Below are 23,731 nucleotides of genomic sequence, written 5' to 3'. Positions count from 1 at the left end.
GGTACTACGGGTATTTTTTGTGGGCGATGAGGGATTCGAACCCCCGACCCCCTCGGTGTAAACGAGGTGCTCTGAACCAACTGAGCTAATCGCCCAAACTGTCTTTTTAAAACAAGTTTGGATAACTTAAATTCTTGTGGGCGATGAGGGATTCGAACCCCCGACCCCCTCGGTGTAAACGAGGTGCTCTGAACCAACTGAGCTAATCGCCCAAACTGTCTTTTAAAACAAGTTTGAATAACTTAAATTCTTGTGGGCGATGAGGGATTCGAACCCCCGACCCCCTCGGTGTAAACGAGGTGCTCTGAACCAACTGAGCTAATCGCCCAAAAATGTTTTAAACAAATTTGGAATACGTTATTTTAGAAAAAATGGTGGGCGATGAGGGATTCGAACCCCCGACCCCCTCGGTGTAAACGAGGTGCTCTGAACCAACTGAGCTAATCGCCCATTTTTCTTTTTTAAGAACGTGTAATCTTGTGTTTATTACGGCTGCAAATATACGACCAGATTTTAACTTTGCAAGTATTTTGGAAAGTTTTTTTATAAAATTTCTGCTACTACAAAAGTACTTCCACCTACATATATCAAGTCTTGAGCTCCGCATAACTCCTTAGCTTTAGCATAAGCTTCTGGTACTGAGTTAAAACTCTGACCAATTAACCCAAATTGCTTTGCTTTATTTTTTAAAACTTCTGGATCCATGGCGCGCAAGTTATTTGGCTTTGCGAAAAAATATGTTGCCTTTTTAGGGAGAAATCCCAAAATAGAATCTAAATCTTTATCATTTACAACGCCAAAAACAATAAATAATTTTTGGTAATCTTGAGCTGTCAGCTGTTTCATTACAATCTCAAGACCATGGGCATTATGCGCAGTATCGGCTATGATAGTAGGATTATTTCCTAAAACCTGCCAGCGTCCCATTAATTTAGTATTCTTAACAACTTGTAATAGACCTGATTTTAAATCAATATGATCAATATTAAAATAAGACTTCAATAAATCCACCGCTTGACAAACAGTTCGAATATTCTTTTGTTGGTAATCCCCTTTTAAATCCGAAACTAAAGTATTGTCTTTATAGGTTTGTTGCGCAAAATAAATTGGGGAATTATTTTTATTTGCTACATCTAAGAAAACAGGTTTTGTTTCTTGATTATACTCCCCTATTACCACTGGGGTATTTGGCTTTATTATTCCGGCTTTTTCAAAGGCTATCTTACTTAAAGTATTTCCTAAAAAGGCCGTATGATCCATACCTATATTGGTAATTATACTCAATAATGGCTCAATTATATTAGTAGCATCAAGTCTTCCTCCCATACCGACTTCAATGATAGCTACATCAACTTTTTGCTCTTTAAAATAACTAAAAGCCAAGGCTACAGTCATCTCAAAAAAGCTCAAATCCTCTTGCTCAAAAAACGATTTATGACTTGCTATAAAATCCACTACATAATCCTTAGTTATCTCTTGTCCATTAATTTTAATACGCTCTCTAAAATCTTTAAGATGTGGAGATGTATATAAACCTACTTTATAACCAGCTTGTTGCAATACAGAGGCTAGCATGGAACTTGTAGAGCCCTTTCCATTTGTTCCAGCCACATGAATTGTTTTAAAACTAGTGTGTGGATTAGCTAAATAATTCGATAATTTTATTATGTTAGATAAGTCTGCTTTATAGGCCACTGCTCCTTGTACTTGATACATAGGTAATTGGGCAAACATCCAATCTAAAGTTTGTTGATATGTCATTTTTTATAGGCCTTAAGCCCCAAGTCTAAAATTAATTACTATAAACCCGATTTGCACCGATGGTGCTTTATCATCAGGCTTCCATCTAAAGGTTTTTGCCGTTGCTATGGCCGCGTCGGTTAAACATTTCGCTGAATTAGTTGTTCCCTTTGTGTGTTGGGCAGATATTACCTTTCCTTGTTTATCTACTCTAATTTCAACAACAACCGTCCCCACTTCGTTGCAATCTGGAACCACCTGACCTCTGTTTGCTAAAGAGCGTCCATTTAATCCCCAACTAGTGCCTGAACCCGCTCCTTGCCCCTTTCCACTACCATAAGTTGAGTTAGAATACATATCTCCTTGTATGCTTCCTTGATCACCTGATTGATTAGTATCTCCTTGTCCTTCGAGTTTATCTCCACTTACCTTGGGACCATTGATCAAACTTGCCAATGCATCTTGGGTACTTTGACTTGGTTTTTTCTCTGGTTCTACCTCTGGTTTGTTTTTTTGAATCTCCGGGGTAGTTTGCTTGGGGTTAACTACCGGTTCTGTTTTAGCAACCACTGGAGTTTCTACCACTTTTTGAGTTACTACAGGTTCACTTTGAACTGGTTGTACTTGTGGACTAACTTCCTGAACTGGTTGAGACTCAGCAACCTGTTTTGGTTGCACCTGCCCCTTACCTACGTTACTTGTCCCAAAGTTAATAGCAATCTCTCCACCTGTTAAAACAGGTTGCTGGTCAGATTTTGGCAATGTCCAAAAAAAACACAATAGCAACAACACTACAAATAAACTAGATGTAATGGCAAAGGATTTTCTCTCGCTATCGTTTTGAAGTATCTTCATATTATTTTGGCTGTACTGCTAATACAATTTTATAGTTATTCCTATAGGCTATATCCATGACAAAAACCGCATCTTCAACTGGAACACCTTGCGATACATGCAAAACCAAGTTTGGTTCTTGTTCCTCTTGCAAGGCTTTTTGTAACTCCTGCTCTAGGGCTTGTGGATCTACCTTTGTTTGATTTACATAATAATTACTTTGCTCATCTACACTCACTGCCAAAGTTTCTACGGCATCACTTTTACCCTCTGAATTAGGTAAAACCAGATCCAAAGCATTTGTTGTGGTCATCGTGGTGATGGCTACCATAAAAAAAATCAACAGCAAAAATACAATATCCGTCATTGACGACATATTGAATTCCGCAGACACTTTATTTCTACCTCTTATATTCATTACGCAGGCTCATTTAATAGGTCTAAAAACTCAATAGCGTTAGCCTCTAATTGATGAACTACTTTATCGATTTTCCCAACTAAGTGATTGTACCCAACATAGGCTATAATTCCTATAATTAATCCCACCACAGTGGTCATCATCGCTGTATAAATACCCTCGGCTAACACTCCCATATCTATACGAGCTGAATTAGCTGTTGACATTTCATGAAAAGCCATTACCATTCCCACAACAGTACCTAAAAACCCCGTCATTGGTCCAGCTCCGGATAAAGTAGCTAAAAGATTTAAATTTTTTTCTAACTTATATACTTCTAATTTCCCTGTGTTCTCAATAGCAGTATTTATATCAGATAAAGGTTTTCCAATACGAGAAATCCCCTTACCTATCAAACAAGCAACTGGAGTGTTGGTTTGAGCGCAAAGCATTTTTGCTTGATCTACTTTTCCTTGGGCTAGAAAAGCTTTTATTTGACTCATAAACCCTTGGTCCACTTTGGCAGCTTTTTTAATAGCAAAAAAACGCTCTAAGTATAAGTAGATAGTTAAAAAAAGCATGATAAATAAAACGACCATAATAGATTGTCCTATTATTCCGCCCGAAAAGATAATGTCGCTTAAGGGTAATTCTTTTTCTAAAGATTTTGCACTTAACTCGGCTGCTTCAACCGCAGCTTTTGCAGCTCCTACTGTATCCACTTGTAAGAAATGAATCATAAAAAATATGTATTTAATTTATTAGTACTTTATTTGCCAATAGACACAATCAATAGTCGTGCCTAGTTTTATAACGTTTGATATTCTACTTTTAATACCCCTATACATGCTAGTTTTTCTTAGAATAGAATTTCAAATCTAACTTTTTACCTAAAATAATAATTTAGTTCAAATATAAAATGTTTTTATCGAGATTTACATCTATTAGACTATTTTTTAGTTCTACAATAGATCTATTGATAAAAAACACTAAACAATTAATTTAAAACAACTTAAAATTAATAAACAGGTTTAAAAGTGGTATATATCTTACCACTGCAATGATCTTTGCTTGCCCCGGTAACGCTTGATAAAACATTTATCTGCTTTTGAAGGGCTAAAACTCCTAAAAAACCAAAAACAATTGCTTCCTTATAATCTACTATAAATTTATTTGGTATTACCAAACTTGTAAAACTACAATAAGATTTCAAACGTTCTATTAACAAAGTGTTGTGAGCACCTCCTCCGGTTATTAATACCTTCTCGAACTTATTTTTATTGATATCATTGGAAATACATACGGCAATATGTTCACATAAAGTCCGTAATATGTCCACCTCACTAAGGGGATACCTTTGTAAAATAGGCTGAAAGTAATTCTTTACAAATTCGATCCCTAAAGACTTAGGTCCTTGTATTTTATAAAAATCTAAAGAATTTAATTCATTTAACAATTCACTGTTTACTGTACCTTTACTGGCTAATAATCCACTTTCATCAAACAAAAATCCTAATTTTTGAGCCTGTTCATTAAGTAATATATTAACAGGACAAATATCATAAGCTACCCTCGAACCAACCTTATTATCGTAAGAAATATTAGCAAATCCTCCCAAATTAACACAAGCCTGGTAGTCACCAAACAATAACATATCACCAATGGGTACCAATGGAGCGCCTTGTCCACCTAACTCAACGTCCTGAACACGAAAATCACAAACGACTGTTGTATTTATTAAATCCGCCAAAAATCCAAGATTTCCAATTTGCAAAGTATATCCTAAATCGGGTCGATGCAAAACCGTATGTCCATGAGAACTAACAGCATCAATATCTTGCAAAGAATTTTCAAGTATAAAATCCTGAATGACTTTAGCCAAATAACAGGTATAATCCTGATTTAATTTACTAATTTCAAGAGCATTGAGTTCAAATGCCTGCGACAATCTATCTCTCCAAGACTCCTTATATGGCACTGTAATGGTCTGCAAAATTTCAAAACTCCATAAGGTCTTATCGCCTATTAAACCCGTATATACAACATGAGCCAAATCAATCCCGTCCAAGGATGTTCCACTCATTACTCCTATTATATTATATTTACAAACTTTCATTGCTATAAAAATACATAAACTAGGTTGAATTATTAATTTAATTCCTATATATTTGAGAACTAAAAAAATCAAAATAACTATTAAATAAGAGATTTACAAATGGATTTTAATTTATCAGAAGAGCAGTTGATGATTCAACAAGCTGCACGTGATTTCGCACAAACCGAGTTACTTCCGGGCGTAATTGAAAGAGATGAACATTCTATCTTCCCAGCAGAACAAGTGAAGAAATTAGGAGAGCTAGGATTCCTAGGAATGATGGTAGACCCAAAATATGGAGGAAGTGGATTAGATAGTGTTTCTTATGTTCTTGCAATGGAAGAAATCGCTAAAGTAGATGCTTCGGCAGCAGTTGTAATGTCCGTAAATAACTCTCTTGTATGTGCTGGTCTTGAAAAATACGCCAGTGAAGAACAAAAAGAAAAGTTCTTGGTTCCTCTTGCATCTGGTCAAGTAATTGGAGCATTTTGTTTATCCGAGCCTGAAGCAGGTTCAGATGCTACATCCCAAAAAACAACGGCCATAGATATGGGGGATTACTATTTGGTTAACGGTACTAAAAACTGGATTACAAATGGTGGTACAGCAGATACATTTATTGTAATAGCACAAACACACGCTGATAAAAAACATAAAGGTATTAATGCCCTTATTATAGAAAAAGGAACTCCTGGTTTTGAAATCGGAGCAAAAGAACAAAAAATGGGAATCAGAGGTTCTGATACACACTCATTAATGTTTACAGATGTTAAAGTACCAAAAGCTAATCGTATTGGTCCTGATGGATTTGGGTTTGCTTTTGCTATGAATGTTTTAAACGGTGGAAGAATTGGTATTGCTTCCCAAGCTTTAGGTATTGCGCAAGGTGCTTACGAATTATCATTAAAATATGCTAAAGAACGTAAAGCATTTGGAACTGAAATTATAAATCATCAAGCAATTGCTTTTAAACTAGCTGATATGGCTACCAACATTTCAGCGGCTCGTTTACTTTGTTTTAAAGCAGCTGCGGAGAAAGACAATGGGCAAGATATATCTATCTCTGGTGCAATGGCAAAATTATTCGCATCCAAAACAGCAATGGATACTACAATCGAAGCAGTTCAAATTCACGGAGGTAATGGTTATGTTAGAGAATACCATGTTGAAAGAATGATGCGTGATGCAAAAATCACTCAAATCTACGAAGGAACATCCGAAATCCAAAAAATTGTTATCTCTCGAGGAATTGCAAAAGAATAACTAAATAGGTATTTATTTCTAATACAAACATAAATTAAAAAGGCAGTAATTGTTAATTACTGCCTTTTTTAATACCCACTACTCACTTTTAAAGCTAAAGGATATTTTATCTGTTTTAACCAAAATTAATCCTTTGTAAAACAAGTGTTTTTCATCTATCTCCATTAGCATAAAATAAAAAATTCACCAATTCACTTTGTGCTAATTTTAACTCACCAAAACAAGCGAGCACTACTAATTTATTCTACTTAAAAAAAGTGCTTTTTATTTAGTTTGTACCAGATTTATATCGCTCACTATTTTATTTACCACAAAACTAGTGGCCACAAGTTCAATATTATTCTCATGGAAAACATCTTGGGTGTGTTGTCGTAAATCCGAGTGTACTTTAGCCGTTATCTTAGCATCTCTTACATAAACATTTAATTGATAATCAATGTATGAATCTCGAAATTGATCTTGTAACACAAAAGGTTTATGTCTTTTTATAACATGTTCGGTACGATTGGCAACCTCGTAAAGCATTTCATGTACTTTTTGCCATGGTACTTCGTAACCTACCGCCACTACAATAAAAAGAATCAGCCCATGCTCTTTTGCACTTTGAGAAAAGTTAATCGTATGAGCAGACATTATATTAGAGTTTGGAATGGTTATAATTTCATTCTTCGGAGTTTTAATACGGGTTACAAGTGAGGTCTTCTCCAAGACATCTCCGGTGAATTCTCCTAGTTTAATACGATCCCCAATACGAAAAGGACGCATATAGGTAATTACTAACCCTGCTACTAGGTTTCCAACCACAGAGGTGGATCCCAAAGAAAGCATAAGACCAGCAAATACAGAGACACCTTGGAATATTTGAGAATCGGAGTTTGGTAAATAAGGAAAAATAAAAATAAACATAAATATAAAAAGAATACCCCTTAAAATATGATAAGTAGGAAAAGCCCAATCTGGATAAAATCCCTTAATAGTAATCTTATTTACACTTATTTTCTCAGCTACTGAACGTAGAAATTTTCGCACATAATTAAATAAAAGGACAATAACTAAGATAGTGAAAAAGTTAGGCAAATAACCCTGTATACTTTTTCCAACTTTAAAAAGAGGAGAAAGTACATAATTTAGAAGTTCATCGGATAGATGCTTTGTATATGGAAATAGTTTAAAGATGGCCAAAAGACCTAAATACAGGAAAATCAGCATAAATAAAAAACGTATTGCCTTAACAAGGGCAATGGTGGTTAACATTGCCCTTTGATCATCTATAATACCAAAGAGTCCTTTTATTCTTTTGCCCCGAGCATGCCAAATAGCCACTCTAGCTTTTCGATACATAAAATAAAGAAATTTCAGCAAGAAGTACTCTAAAACAACAATAACCACTACTCCAGCAACTTGCAAAGATATTTGCTCCCAAGAAGTGTGATGTTTTCTTTGTTCTACTCCTTGGATTATTTTTTCTTTGTAGAATTCAGCGGCCTGTAAGCTGGTCTTACCCTCCTGAGCAGCCTGAATACTATCAACACTCATAAGGATTTGTTTTTCGTAAATTAAATTCAAAAAGCTTCCAGCTTGTTCAAAATAAATAGAGTCTTTATTAAAAGCATAGTTATTGGCCAGGTTATCAATTTTTTCTTCAATGGATCTAGCTCTTTGCTTAGAGGTAAACGAACCGATATTTCCATAAACATAAAACAAGGTATCCCTGAAATTGATAACAGGTGTTTTCTCCATAACTACCACAACAGTTTTTACCACCTCGGTTTTACTTGTATTGGTTAAAACAGGGGTTTTCTTGTTTTTATTTTGTGAGAACCCAGCGGTAAACAAGAAAATAAAACTTACAACTACAAAAAATCGAATTGTTTGCATATAAAAAATAAAAACTAAAATTTATCTTAAAAAAACAATTATAAATGTAGTTATAAAAAGGTATATAAAAATCATTTACCTATTAGTTTTGTTAAAAATATTTTTATATATTACTTTTTTACAAAAAACAAAATCATTACTATACCACATCTCTCCTACTTAATTGTAATAGCTAACTATTAACTTGGCTGTATACGGAAATTTACCACTATTGTGTATTAAGTTGTTATAATCTTATATATTAAGTTTCTAATTCGTTTACTATATAATGCACTGTCCAATAAAATGAAGTATTATTAACAAAAAAGATGTTTCTAATTCCCACTAAAGCCTACTGCTTAAAATCCATCTATAACGCAATTCAATGACCAGCCCTTTTATTTTATTATAAACACCCTTTTTTTCAGGAAAATAAAACAAATTAAAACTCAAAAAGCACAATCAATCCTGATATTTCATACGCTTGTTATAGGTAGAAATTACATGCAAAAGCACAAACTAAACACCACAATAAGCTTTTAAAATTCCCGCTAACTAGCTTTTAGTAATAAAAATAAGTTATTTTACATATAAAACGTAATCCAATAAATACTTGCAACTTGTTTTGTATTTTTGCTACATCTTTTAATAACACCAAATTACATGAGAGCTACCAAATCAATAAAGCTTAAGATTTTCATTCTTTATTTTATTCTTTTTTCTACCGTAATACTTTCTGGAGCTTATATTTATAAAGAGGCCAAAACTTTTACTAGACCCGAAGTATTAATGGAACAAGAGCACAATAAAGCTTTTTTAATCAGTAGCACTATCAACAACCTTTTCAATGCAGAGTCTTATAGTAGAAATGCTATTTTAAGTAATAGCCAAAAAGATATCCAGATCTATTATTCCCAATTAGATACTGTAATATCTCAAATAGATCAACTTCAATTACAAGTAAGTGATAAAGTTATAATATCTAAATTAACTACTGTTAAGGAATTAGTAATCAAGAAGAAAAATAGCTTCAATCAACTTTTAATTGCCAGAAGAGCCATAGAGGAACAAAGTAATTACGCAGATGCATTTGCTGAAATATATGATCTGCGTCAAGAAATTGAAAAAAACATTGAACCCATTGTCGAACAAACCAAAAATAAAGAAAAAAGAGGAGCCCTGGCTCGTTTGTTTAAAGGGGACCACACCGATACAATAAAAACCACTGTAACTTATCCAAGTATTGCCGATTCATTGATTAATTCAATGCAAAGAATAGTTCTAGCAACGCAAGAAAAAATAAAACAACAACAACACGTACTTTATACAAGAGAATTGCAATTACTTGAACACAATAAAGTAATTACCGATCAATTAAATGATATTCTACTAAATGTAGAGCAAAATATAATAGCACTTTCTTATCAAAAAATAAATGAAAGCAAATATCATATAAGCGCCGCATCTACCAATATAGCATATATGGGAGGATCGGCCTTATTGGTTATTATCATATTAGGTTTTATTATTATTAAAGATATAAATCAAAACCAACAATATCGAATTGCTTTGGAAGAATTAAACAAAGAAAAAGAAAACCTACTTCGTAGTAAAACGATGCTCTTTGCTACCGTTACTCATGATCTACAAACTCCTATTGGAAGTCTAGTGGGATTTACCGACTTACTAAAAAATAGCTCTTTAGACCAAAAGCAAAACCAATATGTTGCTAATATTAAATCTTGTGTAAAATACATAGCCAATTTAATTCAGGATTTAACTGATTTCTCACGTTTAGAAAACAACAAAATAACAATCAGTTATACAAACACCAATTTAAAATACCTAATAAAAAGTACTTGTGAAGAATTAGAAATGTTGGCTGTTAATAAAAACATTGATCTACACTGGGATATTGACCCTAGTTTAGACCAAGATTTTAATATTGATGCATACCGCATCAAACAAATCTTAACTAACCTTATCTCCAACGCTATCAAATTCACCCAACAAGGAAGTGTAAAGGTTATAGCTACCAAAAACTCCCAAGAATTAAACATTGCCGTGAAAGACACAGGAATTGGAATCAAGCCTGAACAACTAGATCAAATATTTCTTGAATTCACCCAAGCACATCAAGGAATAGAGAAAAAATTTGGAGGTACAGGACTTGGGCTAACCATCTCTAAGCGATTAATTGAGCTATTAGATGGTAAAATTTGGGTGGAGAGTCAAATCGATCAGGGATCTACTTTTTACATTCAACTACCATTATTTGATCCTGTTTCACACCACAACACTTCTTTGGAGTATAATTATGCAGAATCCGGATTCTTCTTAGATAAAACAATTCTGATGGTGGATGATGATAAAATTCAATTGCAACTTTTACAAGAAATTTTCACCCCTTTATTCAAACAAGTTATCTTGGTTAATGATGCAACAAAAGTTATTCCTATACTAGAGAATAAAAACGTCGATATTCTATTAAGTGATATTCAAATGCCTCAATTAGATGGTTTTGAACTTGTACAGCAAATCCGAAATACACCTGTATTACGAAATATACCAATTATTGCGCTCTCTGGAAAAAGAGATTTGAATACTAATGATTTCACCCAAGCTGGGTTTACCGATTCTCATAATAAACCACTTAATTTAAACCAACTTTTATTCCAAATAGCAAAACTTTTAATTCCTAATTTCGCAACCATTATAGAAAGACAAAACAAACAAAAAGATTCTACTTTATCAGTAATAACTAAAAAAGATACTCTTTATGATTTAACGGATTTACAAAAATTCATTGGTAAAGAACCTGCTGCTCTACAAAAAATTCTTTTAATTTTTATTGAAAGCACACAAGAAAATCTACTTGATCTACAATATGCTGCCGAGGAGAATGACTTAGACCAAATTGCAAGAATAGCCCATAAAATGCTACCTATGTTTAAGCAAATTAATATCCATGGACTAATTGATACCTTGCAAGAGTTAGAAGACAAACAAATAAAGATAACCAACAAAAAAGAGTTAGAAGATTACATTAAGAATTTGCAATCTAAAATTATTGAAGTTTTAGATAAACTTAAAAAGGATCACTTTAAAAATTAGTTTATTCCCGATAAGATTTTATTTACTCTAACTCCCTAAAGGATAACCAAGAAAAGCGAAATTTCACTTTGAGTTTTTCTTATGAGAATTGCTTACTTTATACTCTATGATTTATCTTATCTTCAAATAATAAAATAGGGTTCTTAAAAACCTATTAGCTCAGTTTTGCGATTTAACCTAAAATCAAATGATCAAAAAAAATAAGCTCGGTATTTCTACCGAGCTTATTTTTATCCTTTATTTTTTTTTAATTCTACTATTTTTCAATACTAGGAACACCAACTAATTCATTAGTGTCTTGTTGATAATCAATAGAATCAAATTCAAATCCAAACAAATTAAAGAAGTCTTTTTTATATCCTTTCAAATCCGAAATCTCTTCAATGTTTTGTGTAGTAACTGCATCCCATAATTTAGCTACTTCGGCCTGTACATCTTCACGCATCTCTAAATCATCAACGCGGATACGTCCTTGTTGATCTACCTGAGTAGTTGAACTATAAAGACGATCGGCAAATAAACGTTGCATTTGTTCGATACAACCCTCATGAATACCTTTTTCTTTCATTACTTTATACAATAAAGAGATATATAAAGGAACCACTGGAATTGCTGAACTTGATTGAGTTACTAAGGCTTTATTTACCGATACATAAGAAACTCCATTTAAATCGGCCAATAACCCATTTAAATAATCTACCGTATTTTCTAAATCATTCTTAGCCATACCAATTGTACCATTACGGTAAATAGGATAAGTTAGTTCTGGTCCAATATAAGAATAAGCAACTGTTTTACATCCTTGTGCTAAAACACCTGCCGCTTTTAAATCCTCCATCCAAAACTTCCAATCTTCACCACCCATCACAGCAATGGTATTGTCAATGTCTTCTTGGGACTTAATAGGATCAATAGATACCTCAGAAACAACTCCCGTGTGGAAATCTACAGTTTTATTTGAAAAAGTCTCTCCAATTGGCTTTAAAACTGACGAATGAGCTACTCCTGTTTTTGGATTAGTTCTACGTGGAGAAGCTAAGCTGTAAATAACCAAGTCAACTTGACCTAAATCTTTTTTAATTAACTCTATTGTTTCTTTTTTTATCTCATCTGAGAAAGCGTCTCCGTTGATACTCTTTGCGTATAAACCAGCTTGATGAGCTTGTTGCTCAAAGGCTGCTGAATTATACCACCCTGCAGTACCAGGTTTACCAGGAGCTGCTGGTTTTTCAAAAAACACTCCAATAGTCGCTGCATTAGATCCAAAGGCAGCAGAAATACGCGAAGCCAAACCAAAACCGGTAGAAGCTCCTATAACCAATACTTTTTTAGGACCATTTTCAATTAGTCCTTTCGATTTTACATATTCAATTTGCGTTCTAACATTTTCTGCACATCCTTGTGGATGAGAAGTTAAGCAAATAAATCCTCGTGTTCTAGGTTGTATTATCATTATAAATCTTTTTCTACTTTTCGAATTAATTCTAAGTTGCAAATTAAGCAATTTCTAGCAACTATTCACCTATGTAATCAATATTTTTAAATCGCATAATTTTCACCAGGGGTATCTATACTAAAACATAAAGCTTATTTCCAAAGGACCAATTATACAAGTTTATCACAAAACACTAAAATTCAATATCTAAGCAAATAAAAAAAGGTCTCATTTCTAAAAAGAAAGAGACCCAAATTAATAAAAAACCTTAATATAAACCTTACTTTGCTTTTAAAAATCAATTACAATAAACTCACTTCTTCTATTAACTGCATGTTGCTCTTCGGAACAAGTAACTCCAGGTCTACAGTTATTAAGTGGCTCATTAGACCCTACTCCTTCGGTTGCTAATCTCCAATTCTCAATTCCGTTTTTAACCAGCCAAGCTTTGGTTGAGTCGGCTCTTTTTTTAGAAAGGCCTAAGTTATAATTATAATTACCTCTACTATCGGTATGTGATCTTATTAAAAGAGTTACCGTTGGGTTCTCACGAAGTACTTGCAGGATATTCTCTAATTGTCTTTCTGCCCTAGGGGTAATATTGTACTTATCAAAGCCAAAGTAAATAGACTGCATTTGTAACACAACTGCCAGATCCATTCCTTTGTCAATTTTGGTACCAGCTATTTCTATAATAGGTTGAGTATTTACCTGTTCTAAACCAAAGTCTACTACTATAGTATTGTTTTGAGTCATTCCTGTAAAGCCAATCTGAATCTGATTAAATCCTAAAGCTTCCACGGAAATAGTATAACCGATATAAGTGATTTTATCCTCAAAACTATAATTACCCATTTCATTGGAATATACCTGAGCAACAACATTATTTTGTTGATCATGAAGAGATATTCTGGCTTGACTCACAGGGGAATACCCATCTATATTATATATCTTACCTTTGATTGTTTTATACAAACTTAAATCTATTCCCTCAAGTTCACGAACTAAATACAAATCATCTTTACCTTTTCCTCCTGGACGATTTGAAGTCATAAACCCATATTTACCATGATTATCTAAATAAAACGCAAAATCGTCATAGGGCGAGTTAATAGATGGTCCTAAATTTATAACAGATCCAAAACTACCATCGGAATTAATCTGTACACCATAAATATCTAAACCTCCAACCCCAGGATGTCCATCGGAGGCAAAATACAATACATTCTTATCACTTATAAACGGAAAGTTCTCACGTGCCTCCGTATTTATTACCTCTCCCAAATTTTCTACCTCCGAGAAACTCTGATCAGAGTTAATGCCAACACGATACAAATCACTTTGTCCAAAACCGCCATCTCTGTCTGACACAAAATACAACCATTTTTCATCCGGAGAAAGCGCCGGGTGTGCACTACTTGCATTAGGGACATTAATTGGAAGTTTTATTACATTACCCCATGTGCTCCCATTATAGGTTGCTTTATATAAGTGAATATAGTTTATATCCTCTACAGATTTATAATCCCTATCATTACTTGAGAAATACATGGTATTTCCATCTCTTGAGAACACAGGTGTTGATTCATTGAACTTTGCTTCTAGCTTTTTTGAAAAAGGCTTTGTCTTACCAACCTGTCCATCGATAAATATCTCAGCAGAATATAGCTTGGTAAACGGATCTCCTGTCCAATTGTGAATTCTTTGATAATAATCACTCCTTTCCTGAGAGGAAGCAAATATCATATGTCCTTTATACATTGTTGCTCCAAAGTCAGCGTAGGGTGTGTTTATCTTATCTAAAGCTCGAATAGAATATGCATAAGGATTAATTGCTAAAGTCTTTAGGTAGTGTGTATCTTTATTAAATAACCTCACCCTATTATCCTGTGGAAATCGCTGAGCCATTACCCCCATTAAGGAATCCGCCTTTTGATAATCTTCCTGTGACTTTAAACTTAGTATATAGTTATAATATACATCACTAGAATTGATATCCTTGTGCTTATTAAAAAGTTCTTCATACCAAATTTTCGCATTATCATACCTTCCATTTAAAAAGTATGAATCAGCTAAATTTTTTAAAGTCTCTAGCGAATCATCTCCCTTTTTCACAGCTTGATGATAAGTCTCAATAGCCTGGGAATAAGCTAAATTATCAAATTGCTTATTTCCACGTAAAGCCGCCTTGTTTTGAGACCAACTAGTAAAAACTAACAAAAAGCTAAAAAGTGTAATCGAGATTTTTTTTATATTTCCTTTCATAATACTAATAATTGTTAAAAGAATCGCGAACTACTCACCTTGTTATAGCGATTAAATAAATCAAATCTTAAAAATATTTCATGTGATCCGTTATTATAGTTTTTAAGTTTAGAGGTATCAGCATCATAAGTATACCCAATAAAAATATTATCACTAACTTGAAAACCGGCCAAAGCACTCACCGAAGCATTTACCCGGTAAGCAACCCCTAAGGTCAATCTTTCCATAAACATTGCATTGGCTGTTATATCTACTTGAACTGGCGCACCATCAACTGCCTTAGCCAAGGCTGCTGGCTTAAGTTTGACACTTTGGCTAACATCAAACACATATCCTGCCATTAGATAATAATGGGCCTTTTGTCTTAAAATTTTCATTCCATCAATCTCCCCCACATTGGTTTCTAATAGATGTGGTATGGAAAATCCAACATATCCTCTATCGGAATATAAAAATAATCCAGCTCCTATATTGGGATTAAACTTATTTTTAATGTTTGTCTGCATTAACGGATCATTTGGGTCCTCTATATCTAACTTAGTATAATCCACATTAAATAAGTTCCCGGTTCCTTTTAAACCAAAAGCTAGCTTTAAATCATAGGTCAAGTTCACCGTATAGGCAAGATTAATTGCAAAGGTATTTTCTGTAGTGGCTCCAATTTTATCATTTACAAAATTTACCCCTAAAGACAATTTACTATCTCCTAGTGGCGAATCGGCAGCGAAGTTAAATGTTTTGGGAGCACCATCTAAACCCACCCACTGTGCACGATATAAACCAAAAAAACTCAAGTGTCCTTTACTACCCGTATAAGCGGGGTTTATATTAGTTGTATTATACATATACTGTGTATACTGTGGGTCTTGCTGTGCCAAGCCAAGAAAAGGAACTCCAAGAAAAAACACTAGTAGCACTAGTTTCTTCGATATACTATTTTTAACTCTCATCATCACGTTTTAGTTGTTTTCTAAATTCAAATAACCTGCTTTTTTAATCCACCTAGTACCATTCTTATCGGTATATTCATACTTTACAATATAGAAATAGGTTCCTGATGGTAGCTTACCAGAGGCATTTACACCTTTTCCTTTAGCCTGGCCAGCAAAAACATTATCAGATCCATCTCCATTTCTATCGTAATTTGTTGTACTAAATACGGTATTTCCCCATCTATTAACTACCTCAACACTGTTGTTTGGGTATTTATGAATGTTTTTAATTATAAAATAATCATTGTGACCATCACCATTAGGGGTAACTCCATTGTAGATAATTACCTGATCATCTTGATCTGGACCCCCATCTTGATTTACTACTCCTAGTGTAAAAATACCTTTGGCTTTTGTTTCGGTAGTACTTGTAACGGTCTTATTGGCCATATCCACAGCTCCTCCCTCATCTACCCAAACCCCATTGGTTTGATCCCACCATAAAACACTTAAGTTGTCTTGAGCTGCTTTTTCATAAATTTCTCGCGGAGTAGTAGCTTCGTTCCACGTAAGAGATATAATAACCCTACCATCGGCAGATGATGTATCTAATTCCCAATACTCCGCATTATCCACAGTGATAATACCAGGAGATTTACCTTCACGCCCAAGAATCGGATTTTCATAAACATACTTAGCGGCAAAAATATCTTTACTCTTTTGGTCTTGAACCAGACTCATAGAGCGGTAATAAGAACCGTTGCCAATTGGCATGGTAAAAAAACCATCTCCTTGCTTTTCAACAAATCCCACTACATGGGTATGATCACCAGCGCCTTGGTGTGTACTGTTTTCTAAAAAAGTGATACTTCCACTATCCTTATTCACATATAACAAGCCTTTATTAAAAAATGCCGTTTTCCCAACACTTATAGCATTTTCCAAAGAAATATTAAATTCCGATTCGAAATAAACTTGGTTAAATAAAGTTGGATTGTCCGCCCCTTTTATTGCCATCTCCGATATTTCCTTGGAGAAATACACCTCTCCTGAATTTAATTTATGATCATAATCAAAAACACCTAAATTGGTAAAGTCATTAAAAAAACTAATGCTTCCATTATTCTCAAACATATCTTGAGCCTTAGGTGATTCATTAACAAATTCGGATACAACTCCGATTTGCGTTCCAGGACTTACATAAAACACACCACTATTTGAAAACACATTGCTTGTTTGTGCCTGCATATCCTTTATCGGAATTACCATACATAAACCAAGCAAAAACAAACAACTATATACTCGTTCTATTTTCATATTCTTTCTCTATAATAATTCTTAATTAATAAACAGGCTGAATCTATTCTTGATTTTATAATTAACACAATTTTAAACAAGAATAACATATATTTAATTGTAAATTTAACAAATAAAAACAAACTTAAAAACAAACTTTAACAGAATTTGGTAAATTTATACAAGATTATTAACCTTAACGGTAGCCCATCCCTTGATTCCATTGACTTTAACAGGTATAAAAAAAAAGAAAAAAAGAAATTTTCGTTATTTTTAAACCCAAATCATTTCCTGTAAAAACAAAAAATATTTCCTGCCAAAAAAAGATTTTCACAAAAGAGATATATCTAAAAAAAGCACTCTTATTTAAATCAATTATTTGGACTTAAAACAGACATATATTTATGCTTTGAGAAGCAAAAAGCACGAAATAGAAAACTAAAAAAAACAAAATAAACCATAAAAAAAGGCTCCCTTTTTCAAAGGAGCCTAAAGTGGCTTAATACTGTTTTATTTACATCTCACAGCGAGATACTTGAAAGAAAATTAATTTGTCGTTTATAAAACGGATTACATAAATTACAACCTGTCTTAAAAACATGGATACAAATTATAAAGTAGACAACAAAAAACTACTTTACAGCCTTTTATAACAACTATACAACTCACCTTTATAAAAACAACTACTTGGATAGACGCTTTAAATCATTAGATTAATTTACGTATAGTTAAAAAACAAAAATCGATATTTATTAATTAAACCATGGTGCATAAAATTAGTTCATCTATCAAATTCACGAAAAAAAAATATTTCAAAACACTATCTATCAACTAAATAACACCACTACCCTTTTTTTATGTTCCAAAAAATAAAAAATAAGAATCCCCATTAAAAAATGTTAGTACAAAAAACAGACAAAAGCTAAAAAACACCCTATCAAATAGGACTTAAAAAGAAACTACAGCCCGTAAATATTTTTAACTTAAAAAAACTATAGACCTGCTACTTTCCTAAAAAAAGACTTCTTTGTGTAATAGTGGTATAAAAAAAAACTACTCCAAAGAGTTGAAGTAGTTTTTTTAGAAAAAATTGTTTTGTTGTTTGAGCGAAAATTTGTTAGGATTCACAAGATCTAATTGCGAATCTATATTCAATAAAAATTATAATTTTTTAATTTTATACTTTAAATCCTCAATGTAATGAGTTGGTGACATACCTGTCTTTTTTTTAAACGCTCTAAAAAAAGACGTTCTTGAATTAAAACCCGAACGCTCAGATAAATCATTAACAGAAATATTGTAGTCCTCTTGCTCGAGTAGTAAAAGTGCATACTCAATTCGTTTTTCATTGATAAAACTATTGAAATTCATGCCATATAAAACTGTAAAAGCTTGGGCAATATGATACTTAGGAATACCAGTTAAAGCTCTTAACTTATCAACATTAAAGTCTGCTTGCTTATAATATTTTAAATCAACAGCATAATGCTCAATTTTCTTTTGACATGTACGCAAATACTCCGCAGATAATTGACTCTTAATGTACTTACCTGAATAATCCAAAGTGCTTTGATCCGCAACCGTGTTTTGCTGTACTTGTGAGGTTACACCCACCGGAGTTTTCACCTGCACCTTTTCGCTTTTTAAAGCCTGCAAATGCAGATTTCTAAACTCTATTACTTGTTGTCTAGAGTAATGAAACAATAAAATAGCTAGAACTAAATTACCATAGTATATAACATCTTGATCATTGTTGGGAATTACATTATAAATCCCCAAACCAACAATAACAATAGCCATAAATAACATATACCACACCACGCCTAACAAAAAGAGTCTAAAGCCATGGGCTAATTGTCCACGCATAAGCATCAAATACCCAAATACAGCATAGATAGCCAATGTAACTCCAGTAACTAGATATAAAGTCAAATAGTAATAAACTAAAAATTTTATACCCAAAGTCTCTAGGTTAAATACAGCAAATAAATAGACTAAACTAAATATTCCAGGTATTAAAAAATGATACCATACTTTGGTCTTGCAAATTGCATAGCTATTTCTCTCCCTATCTAAACAAACCAAGAAGTAAAAGAAAAAAGGCCCATAAAACATAATAAAAGGGGCCCCAATATAAACAAAGACATGCTGGGGTAAGTAAAACTTTGTAAATAAAGTAAAACTACAACTTGCAATAAAAAATAAAAGAAATATCTTATTTGCCCTTTGCGTATAAGTAACTTGCGTTAAATAGCTTGTTAAATAATAGGAAATTATTGACAAGGAAATAGTCAAAGTTAAAACAACTAAATAAACATTAGAATCCATAATAACTCCCTGTGTTACAAAGTAATATAATCATTTCGATAATCCGAAGGTGTTTGCCCAACAAACAACTTAAAATACTTATTGAAAGTACTTTTTGAATTAAAGCCAGATTCTTCCACTATTGCCTCTATGGTTAATTTATCTTTTGTTTGTAGTAATGTCTTAGCGTGATCTATTCGATACTTGGCAACTAACTGGTAAAAATTAATAGCCAATTCTTGATTAATAACCTCCGAAACTTCACTCTTAGACAAATTAACAGAGTATGCTAAATCTTCAATACTAAAATTAGGATTTAAAACGGCCTGATTAGATTCGAAAAACTCTATGATTCCACTAGCGCTAGATGAAAGCACAAATGCCTTACGAGCTGGATTAGGTATACTTTGATTTGCAGCATCGTTTTTCTCCGAACTAACTTTTGTATAGTATTGATCTAAATTAACACCTATTACTGCTAAAAAGACAAATATAACAGCCAATAAGCTTAGACAAAAAGTTACAAATGCAAACTCAATGGCAGGAGTATACTGCATATAATCAGTACAAATCTCTAAAATCTTAACAAGTGCAAAAGAAACTATAAAATAACTATAGACAACCACTACACTAACGGTAATCTTATGCATATTATCTCTTGCCGCCGAAAAAGTATTTCGGTAGGTCAAAAAACTGTATAATAACAAATAACTTATTTGTAAAAAAGTAAACTCCAAGCTATTGGTAAACAATTGCAAGGCTAACATTGCTACTCCACCTGCTAAATGCCATCTTATATTATCAAGATAATCAAGCATTTGCTTGTTTGTATACTTTGTATAAATATACAGCAAGGGTACAGCAAAACAAATCACAGAGTACTGTGAATCAAATAAACTCAGGGCACACTGTAAAATAGAAATAAACAGCATTACACCTAAAAAAAATCTAAAGGTAAATAAACCTTTTATTTTTTGTTTAACATAATTATTAGCATTCATCGTCAGTAAGGTATTAAAATAACTCACTTTAGAATACACTTTCTCACGTACCAATTCTATATTATAAAAAAGGTAGCAATCGTAAATTTTAAAAATACTTTAAAAGTGGGGACAAACAAAGTATAGTAAGACCTATAAATTATTTTTCTAAAGCGTTACAAAATTATTATTTATATTTAATTCTATGTCATATTTTCCAGAATAAAACAAAGATTTACACTATCTTAAAATAAAACCCAAATACTTTTAACAAAACTTAAACACATTAGTTCAATTTTGCAGAATCATCAAAATTTTACATATAATTAACGGAGCTTTAAGTTTATTTTCTGCCTAATTAACAATTAAAAAATAATTAAAAGACTGTATAGCTTAAAAAAGCGGCGTTTTTCATAAAAAAAGTATAACACTATTCTATACGTTCTAATTCTAGTATCAAACCCTATTCTATGGAAAGAAAAAGTTTAAACCACTTTATAAAAAATATAAAAAAGCATCTTTTTTATCCTTGGCTTCTATAGTTTAGACAGTAAAAAAGTAAAAAGTCACATTTGTAAGGGGAAAGTCACACTTATTTCAGTTTTCAAGAAGAAAATAATCTAGATAAAACAACAATTATTTAAACAATAAACAAACTTATATGAAAAATAAAAAGATTAATACCATCAAAACAATCTAGCTTAAACAATAATAAAAACATGTTAAAATTAAAAAAAGTTTAACACACTATAATTTAGATAACCACTGGTTCCAATAACCTTGTAATAACTCTTGAATTTCCAGGGAAGAATCTTCAAAACGTTCAAATCCAGAGGAATCATTCTGATCCGAATCCTGGTAATAGTAAACATAAGCCGTAAAGTTCTTTTGCCATACTAAAGAACGAATCAATCCAAATAAAGTTTTCCTTTCTTGTTGGGTTTCTGTTAGTATAAATCGAAGAGTAATATTCCTACTTGCCAAATAAATATCTATGTAAGTATCAAAACACAATATATTAACGCTTTGACGAATATGTCTAGGCACAACCTCGATATGCACCTCGCTATCTATCCAAGATTTTACACTACTTTGCAGATCTCGGGTAATTAATTTAACGATGTGTTCTAAATACGAAACATGATCGATTTGATTATCTGTAATATCAAAGTTCTTTAATGATTCTTTTATCGGGAGTTTCACCCAATTTCGCAAACGGTTTATCCCTTGACGCTGCTCAACAGGAAGGCTATATTCTAATGGTATCTCTTGAATGGTTAATTGATAATCTGGATTATCTTTATAATTATCCATGATTAACGAAAAATATTTTAGGCCCTGCACCTGATCCTCTAAAGCATGATAACACCAGGCCAATGAAAACCAGTAATTAATCTTTGCTATACTTTCTATATTATCAAAATAAATGGGGTGCGCAAAGAACTCTTGGGTGTAGGTAATGGCAAGATCATATTGTTGTTTATTAAAACGTAAGTAAGTAAAATAATCAGCTGCTATATATACCATTTCGGCCAAAACATCTTGATCCAAAATACCTTGCGATAAAAAATCTTTATGAAATTCTTCATAAAACCTGGTAGCTTCTTGAAAATGATCTTGGTCTATATAATTCTTTAATATTAAAGCCTGAACCTCCATCCATGATACGGTATAAGAGTCGTAATATTTTAATAACTCGCAAGCAAAATAATGGCTATTTTGAAAATCAGACACCAATCTACTTAAACGCAAACCACTATCTAGATTTTCCCAAAAAGGTGAAAACTCAAATCCTTTTTTATTTAAGGAAATACAAAGAGAATAAATAAGTTTTGTATAATCTTGCTCCTTATTTAAAATAGCTATATTTCTTACCGCTATACTTAAATTATTACACAACATGGCAAAATTATGCTTATTATTATTTATTTTATCTCCTGTTGCAAAATCTTGATATTTTTTAAATAATTCTAAAGTATGTAAGCCAATTTCTTGTGATTTTTCATAATAAACTAAAGCCTTTAAATTGGAATCTTCTGCTCTATAAGAATCCGCTTTTTCTAAAAATTTGGTCATTAGGTTATATCCCGAAAAACCATCTAAATCAAATTCCAAGGCTCTAATTGGCTTTTCTAACACTTGTGATAGGTGAAAATAATCACTATAATAACTATTGCTTATCTTTCCGGTTATAGCAAAATACTCATCCAGTAAATCAAACAGTACTTTCGAATTTTTCTCCACATATAAAAAGTGAGTAATTCGCATTTGTAATGCAGCTAAATTATTAGGATTTTGAGTTAATTCTAATTGCGCTTTTTCTTGATAATTTAGCGAAATTTCCTTTCGGTTTTTAGCCTGAAAATCCTCAAAAAATTCTAACTCAATCTGATATTGTAGTAAGATAAAATCCCAATAAATACTCGGAGGTATCTTGGCTATATTTTGATTAATCTCCTGTGCTAAATCAATTTTTTCTTTCGTGTGAAAATAAGTACAAAACCTTTGCAGGCATTGTAATGCTTGGTCCCATTGTTGATTATTTAAAAACAGTAAGGCTCCATTGTAATTAGCTTTATAATGATCGGGATAATGCTCGGTAGACAATCTGTAATATTCAGCTGCAGTTTGATAGTCCTTTGATTGACAATACAACAGGGCTAGTAAATAATAAGCCTCACCGAAGCTCTTATCTTGCAAAGATATATCATCTTTAATCAATGATATTTCTATAATCAGATCGTGGAGAATTTCTATACTTTTATTGGTAAGCTGTAAATGATGATCATAACACCAAGCCAACCAATGATAGGCAGTAAAAATGGATTCTAGATCACTTTTTAAGTTCTCAATAATAAATTCACTGGTTTGTATCATAACCGATACATCATTGAAATAAGGCCCCTCGTGTATTTTAATTTTCCAAAATAAAGCTTCACTATTATAAGGGTCTTGTTCTAATATATCTTGAATTAGCGTCCAAATATGCTCAGATAACTGCTTATTATCTAAGTAAATTTCTTCTTTTTTATCCGAAGATAGATCCAAGTTTGGGGATACAAAATTTAGCTTATCGTAAAGTTCTTTAATCTTGTTTAAACGCTCTTGTTTATAACTCATTTTTATTATAATACTTATTAGCTTTATGTGATAGATACTCAAGTAGAAAAATCCAGATTTAAGGTATCTTACCTAACCCCTGAAGTAATGTTAGTT

15 protein-coding genes and 4 tRNA genes are annotated in these 23,731 nt (G+C 32.5%); 2 read left to right on the top strand and 17 right to left on the bottom strand.

Features of this window, described 5'->3' with window-relative positions:
- Window positions 1-20: 20 nt before the first annotated feature.
- The 9 genes from ACYSNV_RS10340 to ACYSNV_RS10300 form a co-directional block, all read right to left on the bottom strand.
- Window positions 21-95, bottom strand: a tRNA-Val gene (locus ACYSNV_RS10340).
- A 42-nt stretch (window positions 96-137) separates the two neighbouring features.
- A tRNA-Val gene (locus ACYSNV_RS10335) sits at window positions 138-212 on the bottom strand.
- Window positions 213-253: 41 nt separating this feature from the next.
- Window positions 254-328, bottom strand: a tRNA-Val gene (locus ACYSNV_RS10330).
- Between the two features lie 44 nt (window positions 329-372).
- Window positions 373-450, bottom strand: a tRNA-Val gene (locus ACYSNV_RS10325).
- Between the two features lie 93 nt (window positions 451-543).
- Window positions 544-1,761, bottom strand: a complete 1,218-nt coding sequence (locus ACYSNV_RS10320; protein ID WP_461762487.1) for a bifunctional folylpolyglutamate synthase/dihydrofolate synthase — start codon at window positions 1,759-1,761, stop codon at window positions 544-546.
- A gap of 12 nt (window positions 1,762-1,773) precedes the next feature.
- Window positions 1,774-2,595, bottom strand: a complete 822-nt coding sequence (locus ACYSNV_RS10315) for an energy transducer TonB (RefSeq protein ID WP_461762486.1) — start codon at window positions 2,593-2,595, stop codon at window positions 1,774-1,776.
- 1 nt (window position 2,596) lies between these two features.
- Window positions 2,597-2,992, bottom strand: coding sequence for an ExbD/TolR family protein (locus tag ACYSNV_RS10310; RefSeq protein WP_461762485.1), 396 nt, complete (start codon window positions 2,990-2,992; stop codon window positions 2,597-2,599).
- On the bottom strand, window positions 2,992-3,711 hold the full coding sequence (locus ACYSNV_RS10305) for a MotA/TolQ/ExbB proton channel family protein (protein ID WP_461762484.1): 720 nt from the start codon (window positions 3,709-3,711) through the stop codon (window positions 2,992-2,994). The genes ACYSNV_RS10310 and ACYSNV_RS10305 overlap by 1 nt, the downstream gene beginning before the upstream one ends.
- Window positions 3,712-3,989: 278 nt before the next feature.
- Window positions 3,990-5,087 (bottom strand): anhydro-N-acetylmuramic acid kinase, encoded by a 1,098-nt coding sequence (locus ACYSNV_RS10300; protein ID WP_461762483.1) that lies wholly within the window; start codon window positions 5,085-5,087, stop codon window positions 3,990-3,992.
- 99 nt (window positions 5,088-5,186) lie between these two features.
- Here ACYSNV_RS10300 and ACYSNV_RS10295 point away from each other — a divergent pair, with 99 nt between their 5' ends.
- Window positions 5,187-6,329: an acyl-CoA dehydrogenase family protein gene (locus ACYSNV_RS10295; protein WP_461762482.1), complete on the top strand. Its 1,143-nt coding sequence runs from the start codon at window positions 5,187-5,189 to the stop codon at window positions 6,327-6,329.
- Between the two features lie 264 nt (window positions 6,330-6,593).
- Here the strand turns inward: ACYSNV_RS10295 and ACYSNV_RS10290 are convergent, their stop codons facing one another.
- Window positions 6,594-8,207 (bottom strand): mechanosensitive ion channel family protein, encoded by a 1,614-nt coding sequence (locus tag ACYSNV_RS10290; RefSeq protein ID WP_461762481.1) that lies wholly within the window; start codon window positions 8,205-8,207, stop codon window positions 6,594-6,596.
- 642 nt (window positions 8,208-8,849) lie between these two features.
- On the opposite strand from ACYSNV_RS10290, the gene ACYSNV_RS10285 reads away from it, so the two are divergent.
- The gene (locus ACYSNV_RS10285; protein ID WP_461762480.1) at window positions 8,850-11,300 is read left to right on the top strand and encodes an ATP-binding protein; all 2,451 of its coding nucleotides are present in this window, start codon (window positions 8,850-8,852) and stop codon (window positions 11,298-11,300) included.
- Window positions 11,301-11,556: 256 nt separating this feature from the next.
- Here ACYSNV_RS10285 and fabV read toward each other — a convergent pair whose 3' ends face one another.
- The 7 genes from fabV to ACYSNV_RS10250 all read right to left on the bottom strand — a co-directional run bounded on the left by fabV (window position 11,557) and on the right by ACYSNV_RS10250 (window position 23,635).
- Window positions 11,557-12,753: an enoyl-ACP reductase FabV gene (gene fabV / locus ACYSNV_RS10280; RefSeq protein ID WP_461762479.1), complete on the bottom strand. Its 1,197-nt coding sequence runs from the start codon at window positions 12,751-12,753 to the stop codon at window positions 11,557-11,559.
- A gap of 273 nt (window positions 12,754-13,026) precedes the next feature.
- On the bottom strand, window positions 13,027-15,000 hold the full coding sequence (locus ACYSNV_RS10275) for an OmpA family protein (protein WP_461762478.1): 1,974 nt from the start codon (window positions 14,998-15,000) through the stop codon (window positions 13,027-13,029).
- Window positions 15,001-15,014: 14 nt separating this feature from the next.
- Window positions 15,015-15,950 (bottom strand): PorP/SprF family type IX secretion system membrane protein, encoded by a 936-nt coding sequence (locus tag ACYSNV_RS10270; protein WP_461762516.1) that lies wholly within the window; start codon window positions 15,948-15,950, stop codon window positions 15,015-15,017.
- A gap of 9 nt (window positions 15,951-15,959) precedes the next feature.
- Entirely contained in the window at window positions 15,960-17,249 is a 1,290-nt protein-coding gene (locus ACYSNV_RS10265; RefSeq protein WP_461762477.1) for a gliding motility-associated C-terminal domain-containing protein, read from the bottom strand.
- A 1,140-nt stretch (window positions 17,250-18,389) separates the two neighbouring features.
- The gene (locus ACYSNV_RS10260) at window positions 18,390-19,556 is read right to left on the bottom strand and encodes a helix-turn-helix domain-containing protein (protein WP_461762476.1); all 1,167 of its coding nucleotides are present in this window, start codon (window positions 19,554-19,556) and stop codon (window positions 18,390-18,392) included.
- A 14-nt stretch (window positions 19,557-19,570) separates the two neighbouring features.
- A complete protein-coding gene (locus tag ACYSNV_RS10255; RefSeq protein WP_461762475.1) occupies window positions 19,571-20,536 on the bottom strand; it encodes a helix-turn-helix domain-containing protein in 966 nt (321 codons plus the stop codon).
- Between the two features lie 726 nt (window positions 20,537-21,262).
- Entirely contained in the window at window positions 21,263-23,635 is a 2,373-nt protein-coding gene (locus ACYSNV_RS10250; protein ID WP_461762474.1) for a tetratricopeptide repeat protein, read from the bottom strand.
- Between the last annotated feature and the right edge of the window lie 96 nt (window positions 23,636-23,731).

The sequence above is a fragment of the Myroides sp. LJL119 genome, assembly GCF_054871605.1.
The sequence above is the reverse complement of the archived record's forward strand: the minus strand, read 5'-3'. Positions and strand labels throughout refer to the sequence as shown.

Excerpts from the sequence above, each read along its gene's own strand:
- ACYSNV_RS10320 (WP_461762487.1), bottom strand. The coding sequence starts at position 1,761 with ATGACATATCAACAAACTTTAGATTGGATGTTTGCCCAATTACCTATG.
- ACYSNV_RS10315 (WP_461762486.1), bottom strand. The coding sequence starts at position 2,595 with ATGAAGATACTTCAAAACGATAGCGAGAGAAAATCCTTTGCCATTACA.
- ACYSNV_RS10310 (WP_461762485.1), bottom strand. The coding sequence starts at position 2,992 with ATGAATATAAGAGGTAGAAATAAAGTGTCTGCGGAATTCAATATGTCG.
- ACYSNV_RS10305 (WP_461762484.1), bottom strand. The coding sequence starts at position 3,711 with ATGATTCATTTCTTACAAGTGGATACAGTAGGAGCTGCAAAAGCTGCG.
- ACYSNV_RS10300 (WP_461762483.1), bottom strand. The coding sequence starts at position 5,087 with ATGAAAGTTTGTAAATATAATATAATAGGAGTAATGAGTGGAACATCC.
- ACYSNV_RS10295 (WP_461762482.1), top strand. The coding sequence starts at position 5,187 with ATGGATTTTAATTTATCAGAAGAGCAGTTGATGATTCAACAAGCTGCA.
- ACYSNV_RS10290 (WP_461762481.1), bottom strand. The coding sequence starts at position 8,207 with ATGCAAACAATTCGATTTTTTGTAGTTGTAAGTTTTATTTTCTTGTTT.
- ACYSNV_RS10285 (WP_461762480.1), top strand. The coding sequence starts at position 8,850 with ATGAGAGCTACCAAATCAATAAAGCTTAAGATTTTCATTCTTTATTTT.
- fabV (WP_461762479.1), bottom strand. The coding sequence starts at position 12,753 with ATGATAATACAACCTAGAACACGAGGATTTATTTGCTTAACTTCTCAT.
- ACYSNV_RS10275 (WP_461762478.1), bottom strand. The coding sequence starts at position 15,000 with ATGAAAGGAAATATAAAAAAAATCTCGATTACACTTTTTAGCTTTTTG.
- ACYSNV_RS10270 (WP_461762516.1), bottom strand. The coding sequence starts at position 15,950 with ATGAGAGTTAAAAATAGTATATCGAAGAAACTAGTGCTACTAGTGTTT.
- ACYSNV_RS10265 (WP_461762477.1), bottom strand. The coding sequence starts at position 17,249 with ATGAAAATAGAACGAGTATATAGTTGTTTGTTTTTGCTTGGTTTATGT.
- ACYSNV_RS10260 (WP_461762476.1), bottom strand. The coding sequence starts at position 19,556 with ATGGATTCTAATGTTTATTTAGTTGTTTTAACTTTGACTATTTCCTTG.
- ACYSNV_RS10255 (WP_461762475.1), bottom strand. The coding sequence starts at position 20,536 with ATGAATGCTAATAATTATGTTAAACAAAAAATAAAAGGTTTATTTACC.
- ACYSNV_RS10250 (WP_461762474.1), bottom strand. The coding sequence starts at position 23,635 with ATGAGTTATAAACAAGAGCGTTTAAACAAGATTAAAGAACTTTACGAT.